Source organism: Tatumella citrea, from assembly GCF_002163585.1.
GTDB classification, from domain to species: domain Bacteria; phylum Pseudomonadota; class Gammaproteobacteria; order Enterobacterales; family Enterobacteriaceae; genus Tatumella; species Tatumella citrea.
On record NZ_CP015579.1, the window covers coordinates 4,307,501 to 4,334,159 of the forward strand.

Annotated in this window: 24 protein-coding genes (1 of these 24 only partly in view); 16 read left to right on the forward strand and 8 right to left on the reverse strand. The window is 48.6% G+C overall.

From position 1 onward, the window contains the following. Nucleotides 1–765 carry the 3' portion of a multidrug transporter subunit MdtD gene (gene mdtD, locus A7K98_RS20405; protein WP_087490173.1) on the forward strand. The gene continues 633 nt to the left of window position 1, outside the view, so only the last 765 of its 1,398 coding nucleotides appear in the window; its start codon lies beyond the left edge, outside the window; the stop codon is at nucleotides 763–765. Here the strand turns inward: mdtD and rbsR are convergent. The 7 genes from rbsR to kup form a co-directional block, all read right to left on the reverse strand. Further along, entirely contained in the window at nucleotides 762–1,763 is a 1,002-nt protein-coding gene (gene rbsR / locus A7K98_RS20410; RefSeq protein WP_232461573.1) for a ribose operon transcriptional repressor RbsR, read from the reverse strand. The two genes, mdtD and rbsR, sit on opposite strands and share 4 nt — an antisense overlap. 2 nt (nucleotides 1,764–1,765) lie before the next feature. After that, the gene (rbsK, locus tag A7K98_RS20415; RefSeq protein WP_087490174.1) at nucleotides 1,766–2,695 is read right to left on the reverse strand and encodes a ribokinase; all 930 of its coding nucleotides are present in this window, start codon (nucleotides 2,693–2,695) and stop codon (nucleotides 1,766–1,768) included. Between the two features lie 61 nt (nucleotides 2,696–2,756). Continuing rightward, entirely contained in the window at nucleotides 2,757–3,632 is an 876-nt protein-coding gene (gene rbsB, locus A7K98_RS20420; RefSeq protein WP_087490175.1) for a ribose ABC transporter substrate-binding protein RbsB, read from the reverse strand. A 25-nt stretch (nucleotides 3,633–3,657) separates the two neighbouring features. After that, nucleotides 3,658–4,626 carry a ribose ABC transporter permease gene (rbsC, locus tag A7K98_RS20425; protein WP_087490176.1) on the reverse strand — a complete coding sequence of 323 codons (969 nt, stop codon included), beginning with the start codon at nucleotides 4,624–4,626 and terminating at the stop codon, nucleotides 3,658–3,660. 1 nt (nucleotide 4,627) lies between these two features. Continuing rightward, entirely contained in the window at nucleotides 4,628–6,133 is a 1,506-nt protein-coding gene (rbsA, locus tag A7K98_RS20430; RefSeq protein ID WP_087490177.1) for a ribose ABC transporter ATP-binding protein RbsA, read from the reverse strand. Nucleotides 6,134–6,140: 7 nt separating this feature from the next. After that, nucleotides 6,141–6,560, reverse strand: a complete 420-nt coding sequence (gene rbsD / locus A7K98_RS20435) for a D-ribose pyranase (RefSeq protein WP_087490178.1) — start codon at nucleotides 6,558–6,560, stop codon at nucleotides 6,141–6,143. A 353-nt stretch (nucleotides 6,561–6,913) separates the two neighbouring features. Continuing rightward, nucleotides 6,914–8,782 (reverse strand): low affinity potassium transporter Kup, encoded by a 1,869-nt coding sequence (kup, locus tag A7K98_RS20440; RefSeq protein ID WP_087490179.1) that lies wholly within the window; start codon nucleotides 8,780–8,782, stop codon nucleotides 6,914–6,916. A 271-nt stretch (nucleotides 8,783–9,053) separates the two neighbouring features. Between kup and ravA the strand changes: the two genes are divergently transcribed. From ravA to A7K98_RS20515, 15 genes are all read left to right on the forward strand, one after another. Then, nucleotides 9,054–10,550, forward strand: a complete 1,497-nt coding sequence (gene ravA / locus A7K98_RS20445; RefSeq protein ID WP_087490180.1) for an ATPase RavA — start codon at nucleotides 9,054–9,056, stop codon at nucleotides 10,548–10,550. Next, nucleotides 10,547–12,007: an ATPase RavA stimulator ViaA gene (gene viaA, locus A7K98_RS20450; RefSeq protein ID WP_087490181.1), complete on the forward strand. Its 1,461-nt coding sequence runs from the start codon at nucleotides 10,547–10,549 to the stop codon at nucleotides 12,005–12,007. The genes ravA and viaA overlap by 4 nt, the downstream gene beginning before the upstream one ends. A gap of 111 nt (nucleotides 12,008–12,118) precedes the next feature. Further along, complete coding sequence (gene asnC / locus A7K98_RS20455; protein ID WP_087490182.1) at nucleotides 12,119–12,580, forward strand: transcriptional regulator AsnC; 462 nt, start codon at nucleotides 12,119–12,121, stop codon at nucleotides 12,578–12,580. Between the two features lie 153 nt (nucleotides 12,581–12,733). After that, nucleotides 12,734–13,174 carry an FMN-binding protein MioC gene (gene mioC, locus A7K98_RS20460; RefSeq protein WP_087490183.1) on the forward strand — a complete coding sequence of 147 codons (441 nt, stop codon included), beginning with the start codon at nucleotides 12,734–12,736 and terminating at the stop codon, nucleotides 13,172–13,174. 439 nt (nucleotides 13,175–13,613) lie between these two features. Beyond that, complete coding sequence (gene mnmG / locus A7K98_RS20465; protein ID WP_087490184.1) at nucleotides 13,614–15,503, forward strand: tRNA uridine-5-carboxymethylaminomethyl(34) synthesis enzyme MnmG; 1,890 nt, start codon at nucleotides 13,614–13,616, stop codon at nucleotides 15,501–15,503. Nucleotides 15,504–15,559: 56 nt separating this feature from the next. Continuing rightward, a complete protein-coding gene (gene rsmG, locus A7K98_RS20470; protein WP_087490185.1) occupies nucleotides 15,560–16,186 on the forward strand; it encodes a 16S rRNA (guanine(527)-N(7))-methyltransferase RsmG in 627 nt (208 codons plus the stop codon). A gap of 1,156 nt (nucleotides 16,187–17,342) precedes the next feature. Beyond that, nucleotides 17,343–17,723 carry a F0F1 ATP synthase subunit I gene (atpI, locus tag A7K98_RS20475; protein WP_087490186.1) on the forward strand — a complete coding sequence of 127 codons (381 nt, stop codon included), beginning with the start codon at nucleotides 17,343–17,345 and terminating at the stop codon, nucleotides 17,721–17,723. An 8-nt stretch (nucleotides 17,724–17,731) separates the two neighbouring features. Then, a complete protein-coding gene (gene atpB / locus A7K98_RS20480) occupies nucleotides 17,732–18,550 on the forward strand; it encodes a F0F1 ATP synthase subunit A (RefSeq protein WP_038016184.1) in 819 nt (272 codons plus the stop codon). Between the two features lie 50 nt (nucleotides 18,551–18,600). After that, nucleotides 18,601–18,840: a F0F1 ATP synthase subunit C gene (gene atpE, locus A7K98_RS20485; protein ID WP_038016186.1), complete on the forward strand. Its 240-nt coding sequence runs from the start codon at nucleotides 18,601–18,603 to the stop codon at nucleotides 18,838–18,840. 116 nt (nucleotides 18,841–18,956) lie between these two features. Further along, on the forward strand, nucleotides 18,957–19,427 hold the full coding sequence (gene atpF, locus A7K98_RS20490) for a F0F1 ATP synthase subunit B (protein ID WP_038016188.1): 471 nt from the start codon (nucleotides 18,957–18,959) through the stop codon (nucleotides 19,425–19,427). 14 nt (nucleotides 19,428–19,441) lie between these two features. After that, nucleotides 19,442–19,975, forward strand: a complete 534-nt coding sequence (gene atpH / locus A7K98_RS20495) for a F0F1 ATP synthase subunit delta (protein WP_087490187.1) — start codon at nucleotides 19,442–19,444, stop codon at nucleotides 19,973–19,975. Between the two features lie 14 nt (nucleotides 19,976–19,989). Beyond that, entirely contained in the window at nucleotides 19,990–21,531 is a 1,542-nt protein-coding gene (gene atpA, locus A7K98_RS20500; protein ID WP_087490188.1) for a F0F1 ATP synthase subunit alpha, read from the forward strand. Nucleotides 21,532–21,583: 52 nt separating this feature from the next. After that, nucleotides 21,584–22,450 (forward strand): F0F1 ATP synthase subunit gamma, encoded by an 867-nt coding sequence (gene atpG, locus A7K98_RS20505; protein WP_038016193.1) that lies wholly within the window; start codon nucleotides 21,584–21,586, stop codon nucleotides 22,448–22,450. Nucleotides 22,451–22,573: 123 nt separating this feature from the next. Continuing rightward, a complete protein-coding gene (gene atpD, locus A7K98_RS20510; protein WP_038016195.1) occupies nucleotides 22,574–23,971 on the forward strand; it encodes a F0F1 ATP synthase subunit beta in 1,398 nt (465 codons plus the stop codon). Between the two features lie 24 nt (nucleotides 23,972–23,995). After that, the gene (locus tag A7K98_RS20515; protein WP_087490189.1) at nucleotides 23,996–24,415 is read left to right on the forward strand and encodes a F0F1 ATP synthase subunit epsilon; all 420 of its coding nucleotides are present in this window, start codon (nucleotides 23,996–23,998) and stop codon (nucleotides 24,413–24,415) included. Between the two features lie 71 nt (nucleotides 24,416–24,486). Here the strand turns inward: A7K98_RS20515 and A7K98_RS20520 are convergent, their stop codons facing one another. Beyond that, nucleotides 24,487–26,487: a trypsin-like serine peptidase gene (locus A7K98_RS20520; RefSeq protein ID WP_087490190.1), complete on the reverse strand. Its 2,001-nt coding sequence runs from the start codon at nucleotides 26,485–26,487 to the stop codon at nucleotides 24,487–24,489. Nucleotides 26,488–26,659 lie beyond the last annotated feature (172 nt).

The window sequence follows — 26,659 nt, forward strand, 5'->3', positions numbered from 1 at the left end:
ATTGGTATTGAATTATTCGGTGAGCGACTGGTTCCGGGATTACTGGCTACGGCGATATTACTGGTAGGAATTCTGCTGCTACTGATTTACATCTGGCATGCTAAACGCCATCCCGCCCCGTTAATCGGTCTGCCAATGTTTAAAACCAGGACATTCTCCATTGGTATTATCGGAAATATAGCTTCACGGTTGGGTACCGGATGCATTCCTTTCCTGATGCCATTAATGTTGCAGATAGGTTTTGGATATCCGGCACTACTGGCTGGCTGCATTATGGTTCCAACGGCAATAGGCTCGATACTGGCAAAATCTCTGGTGACAAAAGTACTGCGCTTACTGGGATACCGTAAAACACTGGTGACCGTTACCATTATTATTGGTTTATTTGTCGCAAGCTTTTCATTGCAGTCTCCGGCCAACCCGCTTTGGGTACTATTGATCCCACTGTTTGTCATGGGGATGTTTATGTCAACGCAGTTTACCTCCATGAATACTATAACGCTGGCAGATTTAACCGATGAAAATGCCAGTGCCGGAAATAGTGTACTGGCGGTGACTCAGCAATTATCCATCAGCTTCGGGGTTGCAGTCAGTGCTGCAGTATTAAGTTTCTGGCAGAATTTTTCCGGTACGACTTTGAATCATTTCCATTCGACCTTTATGACTATGGGAGTCATTACCCTGTTATCAGCATTAATGTTCCTGCTGCTGAGACCGGAAGATGGAAAAAATCTGATCAACGACCGCGCTAAAAAGAAAGGCTAAATATTCCCGACTGAGGTGCGTATCATTAACTCTGGTGTCAGTACCAGTAACTGCTGGCTGGCATCAGGGGTCTCCATCCGATGGAGCAGAGTATCAATGGCCAGTTCACCCAGCTCATCTTTAGGCTGACGTATCGTACTCAGCGGAGGGGTCATATAGCGGGCCAGCTCGATGTCATCATATCCCATCACCGCCATATCCTGAGGTATGGTTAATCCCGCCTGGTAAAGTGCCTGATAAACCCCCACGGCCATCGCATCATTACTGGTAAAAACAGCCTGAGGACGCGGGTTAAGCATAAGCAACTGCTGCATCGCGTTAAAACCGCCTTCAAACTCAAAATCACTATCGACAATGTAACCCGGTAAGACCGGCAGTTTTGCCGTAGCCATCGCACGTTTGTAGCCTTCAAGACGCAAGCCCGCAGAGGTCTTATCCTGGGGCCCTGCGATACAGGCTATTCGTGTATAACCGCGGGAAATCAGGTGCCGGGTGGCCATCTCACCCCCCAGCAATGAGTTATCCTGAATAATGTCACTACTGCTTTCAAACGGTGCCCAGTCCATCATTACAGAAGGTATAGAAGGATAACGCCCAAGAATCTCAGCAGAGGGACGACGTCTTTCGGTACACATAATGAGTAATCCGTCGACACGCTTTTGCAGTAATGTTTCGAGGCTTCGGTCCATACGGTCCATATCCCCTTCGGTATTACACAAAATCAGGCTGTATTCTCTTTCATAACAGCTCCGTTCAACTCCCCGCACAACTTCGGCATAAAACGGGTTACTACTGGCAGTTAATAACATTCCTATCGTACGGGTCTGATTCATTTTCAGGCTGCGCGCCAGTGCTGAAGGGGCGTAATTCAGCTGTCTGACTGCAGAGGTCACTTTCTCCCGAATCGCTTCACTGACGAACCGGTTGTTATTAATCACATGAGACACGGTAGAAGTGGATACACCCGCCAGACGGGCAACATCTTTCATTGTGGCCACGTTTACCCCTGCGCCTGTAAAAAACTATCAATCTCTTCCCGCCAGGGGACTGAAGGTTGTGCTCCATGACGGGTAACAGCGATGGCGGCGGCAGCATGCGCAAAGCGTACCGATTCATCCATCGTTTTGTTCTCCAGTAATGCCGTGATTAATGCACCATTAAAGGTATCTCCGGCGGCGATGGTATCTACAGCCTGAACCCGGAATCCCGGAATACGCTGTCCTTTCCCCTGCTCACTCAGCCACACACCACGCTGGCCGAGGGTAATTAATACACAACCGATACCTTTCTCATGCAGAACCTTAGCGGCTTTCGCTGCATCCTCGTCAGTTTTTACAACCACACCGGTCAGGATCTGTGCTTCAGTTTCATTAGGGGTAATGATATCCACCAGCGACAGCAGCTCATCAGAGAGAACGGTCGCTGGTGCCGGATTGAGTATTACCTGAGTCTGATCCTCCCGGGCAATATGTGCGGCAGCCAGCACGCTATCCAGAGGAGATTCCAGTTGCATCAGTAACGCATCTGCCCCGGAAATAACCTGACGCTGCTGCTTAACCCGTTCAGGAGTCAGGGCAGCATTTGCTCCGGAATAGATACCGATAGAGTTTTCGCCTTCGCCGTTCACAAAAATCAACGCAACTCCGGTGGACTCTCCTTCTATCGAGGTCAGCGGAGTTACATCAATACGATCGTCTGCCAGTTGCTGACGAATACGTTCTCCCATATCGTCCTGTCCCACACAGGCAATAAAAGAAATGTCCGCACCACTGCGACCGGCAGCGACAGCCTGATTAGCCCCTTTTCCGCCGAAGGCAACCTGATATTGCTTACCCGTCACCGTCTCACCCGGGCGCGGGAACTGCACCAGATTAACAATGTGATCCACATTAATACTGCCAAGAACAACGAGTTTGCCGGTATTTTTCATAGAGAGATTCGTCCAGATAAATGCGCCACCCGAAGGTGGCGCGCATCATACTTGATCTGATTTATTTGGTGACCAGCTTCAGGTCTACCGGAATCCGGGCCTCGACCTGTTGGCCTTTCAGCACTTTATCCGCCGTATCTACACCAATTTCACCAATTTTCTCCGGCAGTTGGGCCACTGTGGCCGCCAGTTTGCCACTCTGAACCGCTTTTACACCATCAGGCGTTCCATCAAATCCTACCACCAGCACACCCGATTTACCGGCAGTTTGCAGAGCCCGCATCGCGCCGAGAGCCATTTCATCATTCTGAGCAAATACCGCCTGCACATCAGGATGAGCAGTCAGCAGGTTTTGCATAACGTTCAGCCCTTTAGTTCTGTCGAAATCGGCTGGCTGACTGGCGATAATATTGAATTTATGGGCATCAGAGGCTTGTTTGAAACCTTCGCCACGTTCACGGGCAACCGACGTTCCGGCAATCCCTTCAAGTTCAATAACTTTTGCACCATCACCTAACTGCTTAGCGATGAAATCACCGGCCATTTTACCGCCCGCAACGTTGTCAGAAGCAATATGGCTGACAACCTTACCCTGACTGGCTGCCCGGTCAAGCGTGATCACAGGGATATGAGCCTGGTTCGCAATTTTTACCGAATTACCTACCGCATCAGAATCGGTCGGGTTAATCAGTATGGCTTTGGTTCCGCGAACCATCAAATCCTGTACATTCGCCAGCTCTTTCGCCGGGTTATTCTGCGAATCCAGCACCACCAGGTTATAACCCAGCTTGTCGGCTTCTTTCTGCGCTCCGTCTTTAAGAGAGACGAAGAATGGGTTATCCAGCGTGGAGATCACTAACGCGATAGTATCTTTAGCCAGCGCCTGAGTACTTAATGTTGCGCCTAACAGTAAGGCCAGTGCAGTGAGTTTTTTCATATTATTAGTCCTGTAGGGTAATCAATCATTTACTGCTTTTGTTGTCTACCAGCACCGCCAGTAAAATCACTACAGCTTTGACGATCATTTGGTAGTAAGAAGAAACACCGATCAGATTCAGCCCGTTGTTGAGGAAACCAAGGATCAGCGCACCAATCAGAGTTCCCATGATTCGCCCCTTGCCTCCGGACAGACTGGTACCTCCGAGCACAACGGCAGCGATAGCATCCAGCTCATAACCGGTTCCCGCAGTCGGTTGTGCGGAAGAAAGGCGCGCTACTTCGATAGTTCCGGCCAGGGCAGCCAGCATGCCGCACAGGGCATAGACGATGATTTTTATCCGGTTAACGCTGATCCCGGAAAGACGGGTTGCCGCTTCGTTACCACCCAGCGCATAGATATAGCGGCCCAGCCGTGTGTGATGCAGCATGTACCACGCAGCAAGAAAGATGATGGCCATCAGCCAGACCGGGGTAGGAACACCCAGCGGGCGGCCAATCCCAAACCAGCCAAACAGATCTGAGTTATCGCTAAAACCAGTACTGATCGGGCTACCGTTGGTGTACACCATAGTGACCCCACGTAGCAGCAACATCATGACCAGGGTGGCAATAAAGGCCTGAACCTTACCTTTAGCTACAATGACACCGGTAATCCCGCCAATAAATCCTCCCAGTACCAGTGACGCAGCAATAGCCAGCAGCGCATTCACTTCCATGCCCACCAGCGATGCCCCCACCGCACCAGTCAATGCCAGCAGAGAACCGACAGAGAGATCAATTCCTGAGGTCAGAATCACCAGCGTCATACCCACTGCCATAATGGCGTTAACCGAGGTCTGTTGCAGAATATTAAACAGGTTAGCCAGGGTGAAAAAGTTATGGCTCATACAGGAAACAATGACAATCAGCACCAACAGTGCAATCAGTGATTTTTGTTCCAGCAACCAGGCCTTACTGAACAGACGACGTGAAGGGATTGTTTGCGTATTCATATTATTCCAGCTCCGCGCTGTGTTGTTTGCCTACTGCCGCCGCCATCAGAATCTCCTGCGAGGCTTGTTCGATCGGGAAATCACCACTCAGTCGTCCTTCATGCATCACCAGTATCCGGTCACTCATCCCCAGAACCTCTGGCATTTCAGAAGACACCAGGATGATGCTCATCCCGTCTTCTTTAAACTGATTGATCAGCTGATAAATCTCTTTCTTTGCGCCAACGTCCACTCCCCGGGTAGGTTCATCCAGGATAAGCACCTTCGGCCGGGTCATCAGTCCACGGGCAATAGCAATTTTCTGCTGATTTCCCCCGGAGAGCAGCCCCACGTTCTGATCCATCGAGGGAGTTCTGACGTTGAATAGCTTAATAAAGTCACTCACCGCCAGTTGTTCTTCGGCATGTTTCAGACGACCGCCCGGATGACTGAAATACTTAAGGGCTGTCAGCGACATGTTCTCTTTTACTGTCATACCCAGCACCAGACCATCGCGTTTACGGTCCTCTGAGATGTAGACAATACCGTTAAGAAGCCCCTCTTCAGGCGAACGGGCTATTACCGGTTTGCCTTCCAGGGTGACTGTGCCGGCTGAGCGCGGCAACGCGCCGTAAAGTACCTTCATTAGTTCTGTGCGCCCGGCACCCATCAGCCCCGAGACACCAAGAATTTCACCTTTCCGCAGAGTAAAGCTGACATCCTCTACCCCGGAACCGCTGAGATGACTGACCTCCATCAGGACATCACCAGGCGATTTATCCAGCCTAGGATATTGTTCTTCAAGTTTGCGGCCGACCATCATTTCAATCAGCGAATCTTCACTCAGCGTGTTAACCGGCCGCTCGGCAATAAACTGACCATCGCGGAAAATCGTCACGTCATCGCAGATCTCAAAAATTTCTTTCATCCGGTGGGAGATATAAACAATTCCGCAGCCCTGAGCTTTCAACTCATTAATGACACGGAATAAAGAAGCGGTTTCGGTATCTGTCAGTGCATCGGTGGGTTCATCCATCACTATTACTTTGGATTCAAAACTGATCACTTTAGCAATCTCAACCATCTGTTGATCGCCAATGGATAACTCCTCCACTCGCTTATGGCTGCTGAAGCGCAAATTCAGGCGTTTCATTAATTCATCGGCCTGTTGGTACATCTGTTTCCACTGAATGCGACCGAAACGGTTCACAAACTCTCGTCCCAGAAAAATATTTTCTGCCACAGTCAGTTGAGGAATCAGATTGAGTTCCTGATGGATAATGCCAATCCCGGCAGCCTGGGAAGCACGCGGACTGTCGAAAATTGTCTCTTTTCCCAGCCATTCAAAGCTGCCGGCATCCCGGGCATAAATGCCGGTCAGCACTTTCATCATGGTCGATTTGCCGGCGCCATTTTCACCCACCAAAGCCATCACCCGGCCCGGATAGACCGAAATAGCAGCCCCGGACAGAGCTTTAACTCCCGGGAAAGATTTCTCAATGCCTTTAAGTTGCAGTAAAGGTTGCATAACACCCTCAGAAGGTCACGCCAGCATTAAGGATAATATTCGCATACGGTGAGCACTCCCCACTGCGAACAACAGCCTGACTGTGTTGTGTTTTCTCTTTGAACTGTTGATGACTGACGTAACTGATATCGATGATATTGCCCTGCTGCTGCTGTAGCGATTGAAGCAGGGCAAGCAGGTCACTGTGCAGATGTGGGTTATGCTGCAAAATCTCTTCAGCCAGAACGACACTCTCTACCTGCAACTCATCAGTCACCGTTTTAACTACCTGTAAAAAGCCGGGGATCCCAGAAGTCAGTGCGAGATCAATACGCTGCGGACCTTGCGGAACAGGTAAACCAGCATCACTGATGGTCAGGCTGTCGGTATGCCCTAAACGCGAAATCACTGACGAAATATCAGAATTCAGTAAGCTACCTTTTTTCATTTTTCACTCTCCAGCGAAACGTTTCGCTGAATGAAGTTTAGGTAACCACAGGGGGAAAACAATCGACAGACAGCGAATATGTGATCGCTCTCCAAAGATTTCGCTGCGTCGCAGCCCGTCGTGAAATCCTGCCTGAGAGAAGAGTGGCAGCAGCAGGCAATAAGGTGTCAGTGCAGTCGCGGAAAACGCACAAGCCCTGTAAGAACAAGCGATGAAGGCAGGTATCCCGGGAATCACTATGCTGGCTGTAGAGAGGGGGCGGCAATATACGGAAGAAGGGTGACTACAAAATCAGGAAAGTGGTTTGCTAATAACTGACAGGAGCGGTCTGGTGAAGACCGCTCCTCTGATGGTTAAAACTCTACCTGAGTCCCCAGTTCAATCACCCTGTTAGGCGGGATTTCAAACTGATCCGGGGCACGCAGAGCATTTCGTTGCAATGCCAGGAATAACTTGCCACGCAGTTGCAGATACCATGGCCGTTTCCCAAGAATCAGCGACTCTCTCGACATAAAGAACGAGGTATCCATCATCCGGCAATTCAGCCCTTCCAGCCCACAACGGTGGAAGATTTCCTCAACATTCGGTGTTTCGCGCCAGCCATAACTGGCAACCACACGCCAGAAGGTCGGAGATAACTGTTCGATGGTGACACGCCGTACGTTGTGAACATAAGGTGCATCTTCAGTACGCAGAGTCAGTAATACCACCCGCTCATGCAGTACTTTGTTGTGCTTCAGATTATGCAGCATGGCAAACGGAATGACATTAAGCACTCTGGACATAAAGACCGCGGTACCAGGCACTCTGACCGGCGGATTTTTCTCCAGAGAGGCAATCATCGCCTCCAGGGAATTTCCGTGTTCATGCATACGCCGAAGTACCCTGAATCGCTCGCTTTTCCAGGTCGTCATAATGATAAACATCACCAGTGCCAGGCATAGTGGCAGCCAGCCACCGGAGAATATCTTGACCAGGTTGGCACTAAACAACGGTACATCAATACACATCAGGACGATAAAAATCAGCAGGACCGGGAAGATATTCCAGCGCCAGTTTTTACGGGCCACAGTACAGGAAAGAATGGTGGTCAGGATCATCGTACCCGTCACTGCAATACCATATGCTGCCGCAAGGTTGCTTGAGTGACGGAAACTGATAATAACCAGTAGAACCGCTATATAGAGCAGCCAGTTAATGACCGGCACATAAATCTGCCCGGATTCCATTTCAGAGGTATGGATGATACGCATTGGCGGCAAATATCCTAACCGTACCGCCTGGCGGGTCAGAGAAAACACTCCGGAAATAACCGCCTGAGAAGCGATAACAGTAGCCAGGGTAGCCAGCAGTAACATCGGAATCAGAGCCCAGTCAGGGGCAAGCAAGAAGAACGGGTTTTTTATAGCCTCAGGATGTGAGAGCAGCAATGCTCCCTGACCAAAATAGTTAATCACCAGTGAGGGAAGAACCGCTCCAAACCAGGCAATACGAATCGGCAGTTTACCGAAATGCCCCATATCGGCATACAGCGCCTCAACCCCGGTAATAGATAACACCACCGCGCCAAGGGCGAAGAATGAAACACTCTTATAATGGAGGAAAAACTCGACGGCATACCAGGGATTGAGCGCCCGCAGTACCACCGGATTGTGAATAATACTGTTCGCTCCGAGAATTGCCAGTACGATAAACCATAACAACATGACAGGGGCAAACATCTTACCCACCAGCCCGGTTCCATGTTTCTGGATAAGGAACAGTAAGGTTAATACCGCAATCGACAACGGAACAATATAAGTGTCGAGCGACGGCGCAGCAATTTCCAGCCCTTCAATCGCTGACATAACAGATATCGCAGGGGTAATGACAACTTCACCATAGAAGAAACTCCCCCCGACCAGCCCCATAATCAGCAGAACCGCTGTTACCCTGGCGCCGGTATTTCTGCCCGCCAAAGACATCAGGGTCAGAATCCCCCCTTCTCCGGCGTTATCAGCCCGCATCACGTAGCAGATATATTTTAACGATACGACAAGGATCAATAACCAGAAAATTAATGACAGAAAGCCAAATACTGACTGCTGCTCAATGCCAAAGCCAAATTGTCCTGAAAGACACTCACGCAATGTATACAGTGGGCTGGTACCAATATCACCATACACTACCCCGATAGCTGCTAGCGTCAATGCGCCGGTCGATTGTTTGTTATTTGAGCTCATATCATTTTGTCTTTTTTTAACCTATCCCGTAAACAGGTGCGTAACTGCTTGCCAAAGTGGCACAGTATGCACTTATTCATCTGAAAACCCACCCGGTTATTATAAAATGTCACCGAAAACCGATACTGCACAAGCCGGTGAACCATACTCAGTTCAAGAAATCTTACTATGAACGTTTACCCTAACCCCTTACGACTGGCATTGTACTGTTTAAGGAAAATCGCTTCCCGGCAGCAAACCCGGCGACTCTTACAAGGACTTCATAACTATTATGGCACTGACTCATCTTTTAGCTGACAGAATTACACGCCTCAGCAATATGCTGGAAAAAGGTCTGTATGAAAGACACCATACTATCCGGTTGTGTCTGCTGGCAGCATTAGCCGGTGAAAGTGTATTTCTGATGGGTCCTCCGGGGATTGCAAAAAGTCTGATTGCCCGCCGGCTAAAACATGCTTTTCGTGATGCCAGTGCCTTTGAATACCTGATGACAAGATTTTCCACCCCGGAAGAGGTGTTTGGCCCATTATCCATTCAGGCACTGAAAGATGAAGGTCGTTATCAGCGACTGACCCGTGGTTACCTGCCTGAAGCTGAAATAGTGTTTCTGGATGAGATCTGGAAAGCAGGCCCGGCAATCCTCAACACATTACTGACCGCAATAAATGAACGACGCTTTCGTAACGGGGATCATGAAATCATCATCCCGATGCGGCTGCTGATTGCTGCTTCCAATGAATTACCAGACGCAGATAGTGGTCTGGCGGCCTTGTACGACCGGATGCTGATCCGCCTGCAACTGGATAATGTCAGCAGTAAAAATAATTTCCGCAGCATGCTGGTACAGTCCGGTGAAGAATCTTTTTCCTCCGCAGAAGAATCCCTGCGTATTACTAAAGAAGAATATCATCAGTGGCAGCAGGAGATAGTGAAAGTCAGTTTGCCTGATAATGTGTTTGACCTTATCTATCAGTTGCGACGTCAACTGGAAAGCCTGCCAGATGCTCCTTATGTTTCTGATCGTCGCTGGAAAAAAGCGACTCACTTATTGCAGGCCAGCGCCTACTTTAGTGGCCGTCAGTCTATAGCGCCGATCGATCTTATTTTACTTAAAGACTGTTTATGGCACGACAATGCCACCATGTTGCTGGTGGAGCGGGAAATGACAGAGCTGATCACCGGGCATGGCTGGCAACAGCAGGCGATGCTGGTCAGGCTTCATCAGCTGCAGGCCAGAAAACTGGCCCTGCAGCAACAAATGAGTCTGGAAAGAGCGGTCAGGCTGGAAAAACAAAACACGCTTTTCGGCCGCAAATCTCATCACACCCTGCCTGCATTACCAGCAGGTGATCAGCTGACACTGGTTCTGCAAAAAACACTGATATTGCATGATCAGAAAATCAATCATCTGGTGATCGCCAGGGAAGATCTCAACCAGTGGTTAGTCAAAGGCGGAGAAATTAAAGGACAGCTGAATGGTATGGGGTTTGCTCAGACTCTCGATTTATATATTGATGACCGGGACTGTCTGAATATAAGAGATATCAGCCTGCAGTCGTCATTACTCAGTACAGTTCCTCATGACGCCGGCCAAGAGATTCCGGAGGAAATTGCTCTGGGACTGAACGAACTGAAAGAACAGCTACAAAGCCAGCGTCTTCAGTTCCGCCAGCATCAACACTGTTTATTTGTCGATGATGAGTGGCTGGCAGTTATTGAACGCAGTCTGCAGGATGTCGCTGAGCAGATTGAGCAGGCCACCCAATGATCTCCATTGATACACTGTTAAATCTGTTAACTTTTAATAATTACGATTCGATCAATGACTTTCTGTCTGCGCTGCTGGCTGCCCCACAGTTAGTGGTCTTTCTTGAAAAAAGCCCGTCGCTGAAAAAGGCCCTGCTACGTGATCTGCCTGGCATCCGGGCCGCTATCAGTGAAGAGCAAAAAAATACCCCTGTGCCCGCCAGCCTGGCACAGGAGTTCCGTTTATTTACTCAGCAAAAATCTCTCAGTCTGTATACCTTCAGCCAGAACTTATCTGCAACCCTGATACAACTGGAACAGCTCAATTCTCCGTTTACCGAAGAGGCTGAAAAACTGGCTGCTCAGGCAGATAAAGATGTACTGACCGTCGCCCAGCACACTCTGTTTTTTCAGCGCTGGCGGCTGAATCTGACACTGCAAACCGTGACATTAAATGAAAGCCTGCTGGAAGCTCAGCGGGATAAGCTTATCGCAGAGTTACAACAACGCATGGCTTTATCTGGCCAGCTCACTCCTCTGCTGGGAGAAGATGAAGAAGCCGCAGCCGGACACTTATGGGATATGAGTAAAGCACCGCTGCAAAAAGGCGATACTGACTTAATCCTTCAATACAGCGACTTCCTGAGTACTCACTCTGAATTACAGGCTCTTGCCGAACGGTTGGGCCGTAGCAGAGAAGCACAGGCCATTCCTGCAGAAAAAGCCCCGCCAGGTGAGCAGGCAGTAGAAATCCGGGAAACCGAATCCGTACCGGAGGAAGTGAGCGGTATTCATCAGAGCGATGATATTTTACGTTTGCTGCCACCGGAACTGGCGGCTCTGAGCATGACCGAGCTGGAGCTGGAGTTTTATCGCCGGCTGGTGGAAAAGCGCCTGTTAACCTACCAGTTACAGGGAGAATCGGTCCGTCAGGACATACGGCAGCGGCCGGTTACTTACCGGCATAAAGAACAACAGCCGAAAGGACCTTTTATTGTCTGCGTAGATACTTCCGGTTCGATGGGTGGGTTTAATGAGCGTTGTGCCAAGGCGTTTTGTCTGGCATTGCTCAAAATCGCTCTGGCTGAAAAGCGCAGCTGCTTTGTTATGCTGTTCGCTCATGAAGTGATCAGTTATGAACTCACTGCCGAAAACGGACTTGAACAGGCAACACGTTTTCTTAGCCAGCGCTTTCGGGGAGGCACTGATCTGGCGCTATGTCTGAGTACAGTGCTGGATAAAATGGAACAGCCGACCTGGCTGGAAGCAGATGCCGTTATTATTTCTGACTTTATTGCACAGCGCCTGCCTGAGAATCTGAAACAACGGGTAGCGCAACACCAGCAGCACAGTAAACAACGTTTCCATGCGGTCTCGATGTCTGTGCATGGTAAACCCGCCATCCTGCAAATATTCGACCATATCTGGAAATTCGATACCCGTCTCCGGACACGCCTGTTGCGACGTATAAAACGCTGAGACTCCCTCCACCGCTTGCCAGCTTCTCTCATCCGCATTACTGTCACTGTTCAGCTAAAGCCTGCTGATGCTGTACATGGCATCCTGTGGCTGGATGATTAAGGAAAAAAAATGGCAGATGTGTTGCAACTCGATCAGCTCGATCGCGATATTCTGAATGTGTTACTGAATAACGCCAGAACCGCTTATGCGGAGCTGGCAAAACAGTTTAATGTCAGCGCAGGGACTATTCATGTCCGGGTCGAAAAAATGCGCCAGGCTGGCATTATTCTTGGCACCCGTATTGATGTTGATCCCCGTAAACTGGGATTCGACGTATGCTGTTTCATCGGCATTATTCTGAAGAGTGCCAGGGATTACCCGGCAGCTCTGCGTAAACTGGAAGCTCTGGATGAAGTCGTGGAAGCCTGGTATACCACGGGCCATTACAGTATTTTTATTAAAGTGATGTGCCGTTCAATAGATGCACTGCAGCAGGTTCTGATCAATAAGATTCAGACCATTGATGAAATCCAGTCAACCGAAACGCTAATCTCGTTGCAAAACCCTATCAGCCGGACAATTAAGCCCTGATCAACCGGATCTGTGTGGATAAACTTATACCCGCTCAGGTCCCTGCTTTATCTGCTTTTTCTGTAAAAAATAAAAATGAATAACCTTGTTGTCCACAGGTGGATCACTGCTTGATCACAGCGTACAATGCGGTCTTTAACAGAGGGAAGACCGATGGCGGATATTACGTTTATCACAGGCAGCACCCTGGGCAGTGCTGAGTACGTTGCTGAAGAATTAGCAGCACTACTTGAAGAAGATGATATCTCCGGCGAAATCCTTCACGGACCCGCACTTGAAGATGTTCCTGCCCAAGGGCTTTGGTTACTGGTGACATCCACGCACGGTGCAGGTGAAATTCCGGATAATCTTTTACCATTCTGGGAAGCTCTTAAAGAGCAGCAACCGGATCTGTCAGCAGTACGTTATGGGGCAATAGGCCTGGGGAATCACGAATACGATCTGTTTTGCGGGGCAATCAGAACCCTGGATCAGCTACTTCAGTCGCTCGGAGCGACAAGGATCGGCGATCGTCTGGAAATAGATGTTTTATTGCACGACGTCCCTGAAGACCCGGCCAGCGAGTGGTTATCACACTGGAAAACCCTGATTTAAGATCATCTTTCTGCGGCTGTTGATCGTTTATTTGCCATGATCCGTGGTGAATAGTCCTGTTTTATGATCTTTTTTATCGATATTTCTGTGGATAACTGGCCTGTTATGATGCGTATAACCGGTAGTTATCCAATGAATAACCTTAGATGCTTTTTTGGGCTGTGTATAAGTAGCTATTTTGATCTCAGCTTATTCGCGACAGGCACACCGATCATTCACAGCATTCGATCCTTTTCAGCTTCCTGTTAATTATAGAAAATTAGTACTTACCCACAGGATCGGTCGATCCTAATAAGAGATCTAACAGAAGGATCATACATAGAATAAAGATCTTTCTTTTAAAACCTTACGATCCTGCCACTTTCGCAAAACCGGGAATTTAAGTAGAATCCACTGCCGGGATATGATCCCAACCGTTAATTTACCGAGGTATCACTTCATGTTTTATCCAGATCCTTTTGACGTCATCATCATTGGTGGTGGTCATGCAGGAACGGAAGCCGCAATGGCAGCTGCCCGGATGGGCCAGCAAACCCTGTTACTGACCCACAATATCGATACCCTGGGACAAATGTCTTGTAATCCGGCGATCGGTGGGATCGGCAAAGGGCATCTGGTGAAAGAAGTTGATGCTATGGGCGGCCTGATGGCTGAGGCTATCGATAAAGCCGGTATTCAGTTTAGAATACTAAACAGCAGCAAAGGCCCTGCAGTACGGGCGACCCGTGCTCAGGCTGACCGTGTGCTTTACCGCCAGGCAGTCAGAACCGCTCTGGAAAACCAGCCCAACCTGATGATCTTCCAGCAGGCTGTGGAAGACCTGATTGTTGAAAATGATCAGGTGGTTGGTGCAGTGACTCAGATGGGATTACGTTTCCGTGCCAAAGCCGTGGTACTTACCGTCGGGACATTCCTGGATGGTAAAATTCATATCGGACTGGACAATTACAGCGGCGGACGTGCCGGTGATCCCCCATCAATTCCTTTAGCACGACGGTTACGTGAACTGCCACTGCGTGTCAGTCGCCTGAAAACCGGTACGCCACCACGAATTGATGCAAGAACTATCGATTTTTCTGTACTGGCGCCACAGCACGGTGATAACCCGATGCCAGTATTCTCGTTTATGGGCAAAGCGTCAGATCACCCTGCTCAGATGGCTTGTTATATTACCCATACCAACGAAGCAACTCATGATGTGATCCGTAATAACCTTGATCGCAGCCCGATGTATGCCGGAGTGATCGAAGGGATCGGCCCGCGTTACTGTCCTTCTATCGAAGATAAAGTGATGCGGTTTGCGGATCGTAATGCTCATCAGATCTTCCTTGAACCGGAAGGGCTGACCAGTAACGAAATTTATCCCAACGGTATTTCTACCAGCCTGCCATTTGACGTGCAGATGAAAATTGTCCGCTCAATGCAGGGACTGGAGAATGCAAAGATCGTTCGCCCTGGTTATGCCATTGAGTATGATTTCTTCGATCCGCGCGATTTAAAACCAACCCTGGAAAGCAAATACATCCACGGTTTATTCTTTGCGGGTCAGATTAACGGCACTACCGGCTATGAAGAAGCGGCAGCGCAGGGGATGCTGGCAGGCTTAAACGCAGGTCGTTATTCTGCGGATAAAGAGGGCTGGGCTCCACGTCGTGATGAAGCGTATCTTGGGGTGCTGGTGGATGACCTGTGTACTCTGGGTACCAAAGAACCATACCGGATGTTTACCTCCCGTGCTGAATACCGTTTGATGCTGCGTGAAGATAATGCGGATTTACGACTGACTGCAATGGGTCGTGAGCTCGGTCTGGTTAATGATGAGCGCTGGGCAAGCTTCAATCAGAAACTGGAGTCAATAGAGCTCGAACGTCAGCGTTTACGGGATATCTGGGTACATCCTAAATCTGATATCGTTTCTGAGGTCAACGGCCTGCTGAGCGCAGATCTGACCAAAGAGGCCAACGGTGAAGATTTACTGCGTCGCCCTGAACTCACCTATTCTCAACTGATGACATTACCGGCTTTCGGACCTTCACTGACGAATCCTCAGGCTGCTGAACAGGTTGAAATTCAGGTGAAATATGAAGGCTATATTGCCCGTCAGAAAGAAGAAATTGATCGTCAACAGCGTAACGAAAATACCCTGTTGCCGACCGAACTTGATTACCGGAATGTCAGCGGACTCTCCAACGAAGTGATTGCTAAACTTAACGATCATAAACCATCTTCTATCGGCCAGGCGTCGCGTATTTCAGGGATCACCCCTGCAGCAATCTCTATTTTGCTGATCTATCTGAAAAAACAGGGCTTACTGCGTAAAAGCGCCTGAGTTCTTCGCTACAACAGGGGAAACCAGGCGGTTTCCCCTGAAAACAGGAATTCCCCGTGATTAATACACTTTCTGTGTTGCTTAAAAAGGCTGGCATTACGCTAACCGATCAGCAAAAACAACAACTCGTCAGCTATGTCGGCTTACTGGATAAATGGAATAAAGCCTACAATCTCACCTCTGTCCGGGACCCTCAGCAAATGCTGATTCGTCATATTATGGACAGTATTGTGGTTGCCCCCTATCTGAAAGGGGAAAAGTTCATTGATGTAGGCACCGGTCCGGGGTTGCCTGGCATTCCGCTGGCGATTGTCTGTCCACAGGCCAGCTTTACTCTGCTCGACAGTCTGGGAAAACGAGTTCGTTTTTTGCGTCAGGTTCAGCATGAACTTAAGCTGGATAATATTACGCCGGTTCAGAGCAGGGTTGAGGCATTCAACGATCAACCGTTATTTGACGGTGTTATCAGCAGAGCCTTTGCCTCATTGCAGGATATGGTCAACTGGTGCGGTCATTTGCCTGAGGCGGAGCACGGTCGTTTCTACGCCCTTAAAGGGGTGGTTCCGGATGATGAGTTATCGGCACTACCGGATAATCTCAGTGTTGAGCAGGTAATTGCACTGCAGGTGCCTGAACTTGAAGGTGAACGTCATCTGGTTATTCTGAGCCAGAAATCACGCTAACTGATGCCGGAACGGTGGTTCCGGTGTTTGCCACGACAGAACGTTATCATTTCTTCAGGATAAACAATAAAAAAACAGGGCTTTTTTACTTTTTGTGATTTAGGTCCCGTTTTACTGGCTTATCTCCGACTTTTCTTCCTGGTTTATCTCTACAGTTACCGGAAAAGTGGTTTGCTCCAGCGCGTTATTAATGAGCAAACCGGTGAATGAAACCTCGTTAAATCCCTTTTTTACCTGTTTTCGGATTCAGGTTTAACTGTCGGTGGTTTTTAATGTAATAAATAGCGCGCTAATTATTTTGGCTCATTATTTGTTCCACGAATAAACTCTCTGCTCAGAAATTGAATTTCTACTATTTGTGATCGCCTGTAACTGAACAGAAAAATAGTTCACTGAACTCACAAACAGTGCAAAAGATATAATTAATTTCAGTTTTATCTCTGGCTATTGCCGTGAACTTTTCACTGTGATCATTTTTAGATTTAGCGGAGTAGGGGAGTCGTTGAACTGTGATGAGAAAAGCGTGGGTAATACAGTTGTGAACTAAGTTTCAGACCACAATGGTTTGTGCCGGGATGAGGGCTCGTCCGGGAAAAATATGAATATACACATCACCGACAGACTGAACCGACAAATGGACATGTAAATTATCAGACAGCCAGGTGATTATTCTTTCTGAAAAGAAAGTCGCCGGCAGGATTTATAAAAAACACTGCTTTTATTTTATAAATTCTGCTTGTTGTTTAAGTCGCCAGAGGTTTAAGAAACTGGACATTTGGCGGATATGTAAAATAAATGATAATAAAATGAAATAATGAATACGTAAATAACAACACGAATTGTGAGGTTATTTGTATTTTTCAGGCGTAATATTCACGTTACCGTAAAAACAGCCATAGGTCGGGCAGGGTAAAACAACGGGGCGCCGGGGTGAAAACCCCGTAAATCTGCGATTTTTGGCGAAGATTATTGGGAAAAAGTCCTTTCCAGAAAGAATTTTAAATAATTGTTCACCTTTTCTCTACTTACAGATTGAAATCGTAGGAGTGCCCCGTATAATTTGCACGGCTTTTGCTGTTCATTCCCCCGGGAGTGACCACAGCAGTTTGTGAAGCACACGATATACCCAACTTAAGTAAGGGAGAGTAAGAGAGTAATGTCTGTATCTCTGTATAGTTTGAGATTAGCAAGGACAGTGCTGCTTATTCAATTGGTGACGTTTTTAATCATCAGTTCATTCTTTGCTTTAAAAAGCATTCACTGGGGAGCTTCTGCTCTGGCAGGGGGGCTATCGGCCTGGTTGCCGGCTGTCCTGTTTACGTTTCTGGCCTGGCGCCTGCAAGGGCAATTACCAGCAAAAGGGCGTGTTGCCTGGAGCTTTGCATTAGGTGAGGTACTCAAGGTATTCACCACCATCGTATTGCTTGTTGTGGCGTTGGGTGTGTTCGGGGCGGTGTTTTGGCCTCTTGGACTGAGCTGGTTATCGGTGCTGGTGGTGCAAATCATTGCACCGGTTGTAATTAACAAAAAAGGGTAAGATGCATCATGGCCGCAGGAGAAATCTCAACCCCACAGGAATACATAAGTCATCACCTGCAGCACTTGCAGCTTGATTTACGTACTTTCCAGTTGGTGAATGCGCACGACGCTCCGGCAACTTTCTGGACGTTAAACCTGGATTCCATGTTTTTCTCTGTCGTACTGGGTCTGGTCTTTCTGGTACTGTTCCGTAAAGTGGCAAAACACGTCACCAGCGGCGTTCCGGGAAAACTGCAGGCGGCTATTGAACTGGTTGTTGGTTTCGTCGATGGCAACGTTCGTGATATGTATCACGGCAAAAGCAAACTTATCGCCCCGCTGGCTCTGACAATCTTTGTCTGGGTCTTTTTAATGAACTTCATGGATTTGTTACCAATCGATCTGCTGCCTTATCTGGGTGAGCATGTCCTTGGTTTGCCGGCATTACGTGTTGTGCCGTCCGCTGACGTGAATGTCACATTATCTATGGCGCTGGGCGTATTTATTTTGATTCTGTTCTACAGCATCAAAATGAAAGGCGTAAGTGGTTTTGCTAAAGAACTGACTTTACAGCCTTTCAACCACCCGATCTTTATCCCCATCAACCTGATTCTTGAAGGTGTTAGCCTGCTGTCTAAACCGGTTTCTCTGGGTCTGCGACTGTTCGGTAACATGTATGCGGGTGAACTGATCTTTATCCTGATTGCAGGACTGTTACCGTGGTGGTCACAGTGGGTTCTGAATGTGCCATGGGCCATTTTCCACATTTTGATTATCTCGTTACAGGCGTTTATTTTCATGGTCCTCACGATTGTCTATCTCTCGATGGCATCTGAAGAACATTGATTTTTTTCTCTCAACACAACTGATTTTATTGAAACAAACTGGAGACTGTCATGGAAAACGTGAGTATGGATCTGCTGTACATGGCTGCTGCTATTATGATGGGTCTGGCGGCAATCGGTGCTGCGATCGGTATCGGCATCCTCGGGGGTAAATTTTTGGAAGGTGCTGCTCGTCAGCCTGACCTGATTCCTCTGCTGCGCACTCAGTTCTTTGTTGTTATGGGTCTGGTGGATGCTATCCCAATGATCGCTGTAGGTCTGGGTCTCTACGTGATGTTTGCTGTCGCCTAGTCACGCCTGGTAATACGGTTGTTCATATCGCGCATTGGCGTGAATGAACGAATTCTGCCGTTGACCAGACGATTGGTTGCGGCAGATCAAGCTAACTTTAGAAGAGGCATTGTGCTGTGAATATTAATGCAACAATCCTCGGCCAGGCCATAGCGTTTATCCTGTTCGTCGCATTTTGTATGAAGTACGTATGGCCGCCGATTATGGCAGCTATCGAGAAACGTCAGAAAGAAGTTGCTGACAGTCTCGCTTCAGCAGAACGCGCTCAGAAAGAGCTGGATATCGCTCAGGCTAATGCGTCCGACCAGCTGAAAAAAGCCAAAGAAGATGCTCAGGTGATCATCGAGCAGGCAAATAAACGTCGTGCCCAGATTCTGGATGAAGCGAAAGCTGAAGCTGAAGCTGAACGTAACAAAATCGTTGCTCAGGCTCAGTCCGAAATCGATGCTGAACGTAAACGTGCTCGTGAAGAATTACGTAAGCAGGTTGCGTTACTGGCCGTCGCGGGTGCCGAGAAGATTATTGAGCGTTCCGTTGATGAAGCTGCTAACAGCGACATCGTTGATAAACTGGTCGCTGAACTGTAAGGAGGGAGGGGCTGATGTCTGAATTTACTACTGTAGCTCGCCCCTACGCCAAAGCAGCTTTTGACTTTGCTGTTGAGCATCAAAGTATTGATCGCTGGCAATCTATGCTGGCATTTTCTGCAGATGTTGCACGTGATGAACAAGTTGCTGATATCCTTTCCGGCGCGAAAGCACCTGAATCAGTATCATCAACCTTTATTGCAATCTGCGGTGATCAACTCGATGAGAATGGCCAGAACCTGATTAAGGTAATGGCAAATAATAAACGTTTGAAAGCGCTTCCGGCCGTTTTGGAACAGTTCATTCAATTGCGCGACGCTTATGAAGCGACTGCCGAGGTTGATGTTACTTCAGCCAGTGAATTGAGTGCAGAGCAGCTGACTAAAATCAGTGCTGCGATGGAAAAACGTTTATCACGCAAAGTTAAGCTGAATTGCAAAATCGATAAGTCTGTAATTGCAGGCGTAGTCATCCAGGCTGGTGACATGGTCATTGATGGTAGCGTTCGCGGCCGTCTTGATCGCCTGGCAGACGTCTTGCAGTCTTAAGGGGACTGGAGCATATGCAACTGAATTCCACCGAAATCAGCGAACTGATCAAGCAGCGCATTGCTCAGTTCAATGTGGTGAGCGAAGCTCACAATGAAGGTACAATTGTTTCTGTAAGTGACGGTATCATCCGCATCAACGGCCTGGCCGATGTTATGCAGGGTGAAATGATTGCCCTGCCGGGTAACCGTTACGCTATCGCACTGAACCTCGAGCGTGACTCTGTAGGTGCAGTGGTTATGGGCCCATACATGGATCTTGCCGAAGGCATGAAAGTGAAATGTACTGGCCGTATTCTGGAAGTACCGGTTGGTCGTGGTCTGCTGGGGCGTGTTGTTAACACCCTGGGTGAGCCGATTGATGGTAAAGGTCCGGTCGACAATGATGGCTTCTCTCCTGTAGAAGTTATCGCGCCGGGCGTTATCGATCGTCAGTCTGTTGACCAGCCTGTTCAGACCGGTTACAAAGCTGTTGATGCCATGATCCCAGTAGGTCGTGGTCAGCGTGAGCTGATCATCGGTGACCGTCAGACCGGTAAAACCGCGATGGCTATCGATGCAATCATCAACCAGCGTGATTCCGGCATCAAATGTGTTTACGTTGCTATCGGTCAGAAAGCGTCCACTATCTCTAACGTGGTTCGTAAACTGGAAGAGCACTGCGCATTAGCAAACACCATCGTGGTGGTGGCTTCTGCTTCCGAATCTGCTGCCCTGCAATACCTGGCGCCTTATGCCGGTTGTGCGATGGGTGAATACTTCCGTGACCGTGGTGAAGATGCACTGATCGTGTACGATGACCTGTCTAAACAGGCTGTTGCTTACCGTCAGATTTCACTGCTGCTGCGTCGTCCGCCAGGACGTGAAGCTTTCCCTGGTGACGTTTTCTATCTCCACTCTCGTCTGCTGGAACGTGCATCACGCGTAAATGCTGATTACGTTGAAGCTTTCACCAAGGGTGAAGTGAAAGGTCAAACCGGTTCTCTGACAGCTCTGCCTATCATTGAAACTCAGGCGGGTGACGTTTCAGCGTTCGTTCCGACTAACGTAATTTCGATTACCGATGGTCAGATCTTCCTGGAATCTAACCTGTTTAACTCCGGTATCCGTCCTGCAGTTAACCCGGGGATCTCTGTATCCCGTGTGGGTGGTGCTGCACAGACTAAAATCATCAAGAAACTGTCCGGTGGTATCCGTACCGCTCTGGCACAGTACCGTGAACTGGCTGCATTCTCTCAGTTCGCTTCTGACCTTGATGATGCTACCCGTAAGCAACTGGAACACGGTCAGAAAGTTACTGAGCTGCTGAAGCAGAAACAGTATGCACCGATGTCTGTTGCTCAGCAGGGCCTGGTCCTGTTTGCGGTTGAGCGCGGTTACCTGGGTGATGTTGAGGTTGCTAAAATCCTCAGCTTTGAGTCTTCTCTGCTGGCGTTCGCTGATCGCGAACACGCTGAACTGATGCAGGAAATCAACCAAGCGGGTAACTTTAATGGCGAAATCGAAGAGAAGCTGAAAGCTCTGCTCGATTCGTTTAAAGCAACTCAGTCCTGGTAATGTCGTGCGGCTTGCCTGAGAGGGCAGGCCGCCTGACTTTGAGGAGAAGCTCATGGCCGGCGCAAAAGAAATACGTAGTAAGATCGGCAGCGTAAAAAATACGCAGAAGATCACCAAAGCGATGGAAATGGTCGCCGCCTCCAAAATGCGTAAAACGCAGGAACGCATGGCGGCCAGCCGTCCGTATGCAGAAACCATTCGCAAAGTGATTGGTCACTTAGCGTTAGGTAATCTGGAATACAAGCACCCTTACCTGGAAGAGCGTGACGTTAAGCGCGTCGGCTATCTGGTCGTTTCTACCGACCGCGGGCTTTGTGGTGGTTTGAACATTAACCTGTTCAAAAAATTGCTGGCAGATATGAAAGCATGGTCCGATAAAGGTGTTCAGAGTGATCTGGCCATTATTGGTTCCAAAGGCCTGTCTTTCTTCGGTGCTGCAGGGGCAAATATTGTGGCTCAGGTCAACGGTTTAGGTGATAAGCCTGCTCTGTCTGATTTGATTGGCCCGGTAAAAGTCATGCTGCAAGCCTACGACGAAGGCCGGATCGACAAGCTTTATGTCGTCAGTAACAAATTTAACAACACCATGTCCCAGACTCCGACTCTCAATCAGCTGCTGCCATTACCGCCAGCAGAAAATGATGAAGAGTTGAAGAAGAAAACATGGGATTACCTGTACGAACCCGATCCGAAAGCGCTGCTGGATACTCTGCTGCGTCGTTATGTCGAGTCTCAGGTTTATCAGGGTGTTGTAGAGAACCTGGCCAGCGAGCAGGCAGCACGTATGGTGGCGATGAAAGCCGCAACCGATAACGGTGGCGAGCTGATCAAAGAGCTTCAGTTGGTTTACAACAAAGCCCGCCAGGCCAGCATCACCCAGGAACTTACCGAGATCGTCTCGGGGGCCTCCGCGGTTTAACCAGGTCTTCCCTGATTAGTTGGTGTTACAGCAAGGCGGCCAGTGACTCAGATGAGAGAACACAGATAACGCGGCTGTAACGTCAAATAAGACGGGAAAAACGAATTAGGTAGAGGATTCAAGATGGCAGCTGGAAAGATTGTCCAGATTATCGGCGCCGTAGTTGACGTCGAGTTCCCTCAGGAAGCTGTACCACAGGTGTACAATGCTCTTGAGGTTGAAAACGGTAATACCCCTCTGGTGCTGGAAGTTCAGCAGCAGCTGGGCGGTGGTGTTGTTCGTACGATTGCAATGGGTACTTCTGACGGCCTGAAGCGTGGCCTTAAGGTGACCGATCTGCAGAAACCTATCCAGGTTCCGGTCGGTAAAGCGACTCTGGGTCGTATCATGAACGTTCTGGGTCAGCCAATCGATATGAAAGGTGAACTGCAGAACGAAGATGGTAGCACTGTTGAGGTTAACTCCATTCACCGTGCAGCACCAAGCTACGAAGAACTGGCTAACTCCACTGAACTGCTGGAAACCGGCATCAAGGTTATCGACCTGATCTGTCCGTTTGCTAAAGGTGGTAAAGTTGGTCTGTTCGGTGGTGCGGGTGTTGGTAAGACCGTAAACATGATGGAACTGATCCGTAACATCGCGATCGAGCACTCAGGTTACTCTGTATTCGCAGGGGTCGGTGAGCGTACTCGTGAAGGTAACGACTTCTATCATGAAATGACCGAGTCTAACGTTCTGGATAAAGTTGCTCTGGTTTATGGCCAGATGAACGAGCCACCAGGAAACCGTCTGCGTGTTGCGCTGACTGGTCTGACTATGGCTGAGAAATTCCGTGACGAAGGCCGTGATGTTCTGCTGTTCGTAGATAACATTTACCGTTATACCCTGGCCGGTACTGAAGTATCAGCTCTGCTGGGTCGTATGCCTTCTGCGGTAGGTTATCAGCCAACACTGGCAGAAGAGATGGGTGTGCTGCAGGAACGTATCACGTCAACCAAAACAGGTTCTATCACATCCGTACAGGCTGTGTATGTTCCTGCGGATGACCTTACTGACCCGTCTCCGGCAACTACCTTTGCTCACCTGGACTCAACAGTTACTCTGAGCCGTCAGATTGCGTCACTGGGTATTTACCCGGCTGTTGACCCGCTGGATTCAACCAGTCGTCAGCTGGACCCAATGGTGGTTGGCCAGGAGCACTACGATGTAGCTCGTGGCGTACAGTCTCTGTTACAGCGTTATCAGGAACTGAAAGACATCATCGCGATTCTGGGTATGGATGAACTGTCTGAAGACGACAAACTGCTGGTGTCTCGTGCACGTAAAATTCAGCGTTTCCTGTCTCAGCCATTCTTCGTCGCAGAGATCTTTACCGGTGCACCTGGTAAATACGTTTCTCTGAAAGACACCATCCGTGGCTTCAAAGGAATTATGGATGGTGAGTTTGACCATCTGCCTGAGCAAGCTTTCTACATGGTTGGTTCCATCGACGAAGCTGTAGAAAAAGCGAAGAAACTGTAATTTCGGTTTCCCGGGAGGATTGATATGGCTAAGAGTTATCGCCTGGATGTTGTCAGTGCTGAACAGCAGATGTTCGCCGGTAATGTACAGCATATCCAGGTGTCAGGAAGCGAAGGTGAGCTTGGAATTTTCCACGGTCATGCCCCACTCCTGACTGCCATCAAACCTGGTATGGTTCGTATCGTCAAAGAGAATAACAGCGAAGAGTTTATCTATCTCTCCGGTGGCATTCTGGAAGTTCAGCCAACCAATGTGACGGTCATGGCAGATACTGCCATCCGTGGCGAGGACCTGGACGAAGCACGTGCTCTGGAAGCAAAACGTAAAGCAGAAGATCATATGAGTAAGAGCCACGGTGACGTGGATTACGCTCAGGCCTCTGCTGAACTGGCGAAAGCCATTGCGAAACTGCGCGTCATCGAACTGACCAGGAAAGCGATGTAAGTTATTTACGTTGCAAAAAAGCCGGTAAGTATTCACTTACCGGCTTTTTTTATGGCCTGAGTAAAGGCTGATTAACGGGTAATATCGATATGGATTAATACCGGTTGTTGCAAATCATCGCGTTGTGCTTCCACAGGGAATATTCCCTGATAATGACCTGCGGCTAACTGCGGATTATCTTCCGGCAGATAACTCATCACCAGCGCTGCAGGCTTAACATCACCACAACCGGTGGTGGAATTCATTGGGCGTAACGCCGGACTACAACTGGTTTTCCGGTTGGCTCGTAAATGAATCACACTCACATTCCCCTGTTCATCTTTTACCGGGACTTTGACTTTACTGTAGCCGGTGCCTCCGCTCATCGTAGTCAGTGGTCCCTGGCCGTCATTCACCGCGACAAAGCCAAAGTTACTTGCCATCGTGATTTTATCGGTAGTAAGCACTGACTTTTCTGTCAGGATATAATTTTTAACCCCGCTGTCATCAGCAAACGGTGAAGTAAAGGGATCATAACTGCTAAATGACAATGGCATCACCAGGTTATGCAGGCGTTGGTTAGTCGTACTGTCAGATATTTGCAGGGTCATCCAGCCGGTGGATATGGTCAGGTCCGGGTTATCGCTGGCTAAAATTTCAGTTTTCAGGCTGCGTGCTCCGCTGGTGGTGCATTGTTCTGCGGTTGACAGGTTACCGGTACCACAAGGGGTAATTTCCTGTAAACGAATCTTTGCCGGGACAATATTTCCGTCGGTGGTTCGGACCTGGGCTGAGAATAGTGTGTAATCATCCTGATCCTGTAACCGGCCGGCATACAGCGCGGTTATTTTTACCGGGCCATTCACCTGCAAATCAAACGGATCGGTTGGCAGGTAGGGAGCCTGATTAATTTCTCTGACCATCAGTTTACCTTCCCCTTCTGTCGCCGCGGCAGCCTGGTTTGCATCCGGAATCAGTTGCTTAATCTGCTGATAGACATAAGGGCCCAGAACCGCTGCATTATAGCCGTTTCCGCCCGCACGGTGCAGCCCTACTACCCGATTATCCAGTTGGCTAAGTAACGGCGAACCGGATGAGCCACCATCGGTATCACAGTCATGATGCACACTTTTGGAATCCCCGCCTGATATAATGGCACAGGGGGCATTATTATCATCTAAGGATGTGATTCGTTTTTGTGACGCCCAGGGATGCTGAGGAACATAAAGAGGAGTACCAATCAGGCTGTTTTTTTCTGAGTCTGAATTAATCACCAGAGTACCAAATATCTGTCGGATTCCTGCTTCTTGATAAGCCAGTGGATCGGCTTTCATTACGGCCCAGTCATCACTTCCACCGGTGCCTGCTACAGGAATTGATTCAGAACGAATGGTCAGTGTATCTTCCATCGGGTCTGTAGACTGACAGCCGGGATACTGATAGTTGTATTTCATTGCCAGACTCGCCGGGCGGGCATCACCAGCAACGTGGTGATTAGTAATGGCATAGGGTCCCCCTGCCACATTCCAGCCTGTACCTCCGCCATTTGCGACAAATACAGCCAGGCTTTTGGCATAAAAAGTCGGATTAATCGTTTTATAGCAACCAGACAGTTTCATTTGGTTGGTACCAATAATTTTTCGGGTTTTATCGACAGGAACATAACTGTAGTGGTCGATAATCACGTTGCCTGTGGCACTGCTGGTCTTAGGCAGCGTCAGACGAATAACCAGGTGAGTGCCGTTGACAGGAGTGGTGATGAGTTGTGGCTGGGTCCCGTCATAAAAAATTTTATTATTATAAATCGTTCTTTGTTCCCCGTTCTCATCACTGACTTCCAGCCAGGAACCCGGTGGTAACTGTACTTTATTCAGTACCAGCGATATCCGGCTGGCATCATTGATCTGCAAATGCCATGTTTTAATATTTCTCTTAGGTGACTGATTAATAAGGTTTATATTCACCGTTTTATCGATGGGGTTGTCTTCTTTGTATTCAGAGGATTGAGGAGCATTTTTTACAGGAGCAGCCATTGAGGGGGCAAAATGGGTAGCTACAATAAAAAAAACGCTGAGAGGCAGTATCTTGTTCATATCATCTCCATAATTTCCCTTTGTTAAGGTAAGTCTTATTTTATGAGAGATGTTCCTTTGCCATTTTCAGAAACAGACCAAACTTTGTTCGTTGATTAGTGAATTACCATGGCAAAAATGCTGGTGGCATCACTGAAAAATTATTTTGATTTATTTTAGAAGAACAGGAGTT

What these genes read in the sequence shown, in the direction of transcription:
- atpH (WP_087490187.1), top strand. Translation starts at nt 19,442, where the DNA reads ATGTCTGAATTTACTACTGTAGCTCGCCCCTACGCCAAAGCAGCTTTT.
- viaA (WP_087490181.1), top strand. Translation starts at nt 10,547, where the DNA reads ATGATCTCCATTGATACACTGTTAAATCTGTTAACTTTTAATAATTAC.
- atpE (WP_038016186.1), top strand. Translation starts at nt 18,601, where the DNA reads ATGGAAAACGTGAGTATGGATCTGCTGTACATGGCTGCTGCTATTATG.
- atpD (WP_038016195.1), top strand. Translation starts at nt 22,574, where the DNA reads ATGGCAGCTGGAAAGATTGTCCAGATTATCGGCGCCGTAGTTGACGTC.
- atpB (WP_038016184.1), top strand. Translation starts at nt 17,732, where the DNA reads ATGGCCGCAGGAGAAATCTCAACCCCACAGGAATACATAAGTCATCAC.
- rbsD (WP_087490178.1), bottom strand. Translation starts at nt 6,560, where the DNA reads ATGAAAAAAGGTAGCTTACTGAATTCTGATATTTCGTCAGTGATTTCG.
- rbsK (WP_087490174.1), bottom strand. Translation starts at nt 2,695, where the DNA reads ATGAAAAATACCGGCAAACTCGTTGTTCTTGGCAGTATTAATGTGGAT.
- rbsC (WP_087490176.1), bottom strand. Translation starts at nt 4,626, where the DNA reads ATGAATACGCAAACAATCCCTTCACGTCGTCTGTTCAGTAAGGCCTGG.
- asnC (WP_087490182.1), top strand. Translation starts at nt 12,119, where the DNA reads ATGGCAGATGTGTTGCAACTCGATCAGCTCGATCGCGATATTCTGAAT.
- atpA (WP_087490188.1), top strand. Translation starts at nt 19,990, where the DNA reads ATGCAACTGAATTCCACCGAAATCAGCGAACTGATCAAGCAGCGCATT.
- atpI (WP_087490186.1), top strand. Translation starts at nt 17,343, where the DNA reads ATGTCTGTATCTCTGTATAGTTTGAGATTAGCAAGGACAGTGCTGCTT.
- ravA (WP_087490180.1), top strand. Translation starts at nt 9,054, where the DNA reads ATGGCACTGACTCATCTTTTAGCTGACAGAATTACACGCCTCAGCAAT.
- mioC (WP_087490183.1), top strand. Translation starts at nt 12,734, where the DNA reads ATGGCGGATATTACGTTTATCACAGGCAGCACCCTGGGCAGTGCTGAG.
- atpG (WP_038016193.1), top strand. Translation starts at nt 21,584, where the DNA reads ATGGCCGGCGCAAAAGAAATACGTAGTAAGATCGGCAGCGTAAAAAAT.
- kup (WP_087490179.1), bottom strand. Translation starts at nt 8,782, where the DNA reads ATGAGCTCAAATAACAAACAATCGACCGGCGCATTGACGCTAGCAGCT.
- rbsB (WP_087490175.1), bottom strand. Translation starts at nt 3,632, where the DNA reads ATGAAAAAACTCACTGCACTGGCCTTACTGTTAGGCGCAACATTAAGT.
- mnmG (WP_087490184.1), top strand. Translation starts at nt 13,614, where the DNA reads ATGTTTTATCCAGATCCTTTTGACGTCATCATCATTGGTGGTGGTCAT.
- rbsA (WP_087490177.1), bottom strand. Translation starts at nt 6,133, where the DNA reads ATGCAACCTTTACTGCAACTTAAAGGCATTGAGAAATCTTTCCCGGGA.
- A7K98_RS20515 (WP_087490189.1), top strand. Translation starts at nt 23,996, where the DNA reads ATGGCTAAGAGTTATCGCCTGGATGTTGTCAGTGCTGAACAGCAGATG.
- A7K98_RS20520 (WP_087490190.1), bottom strand. Translation starts at nt 26,487, where the DNA reads ATGAACAAGATACTGCCTCTCAGCGTTTTTTTTATTGTAGCTACCCAT.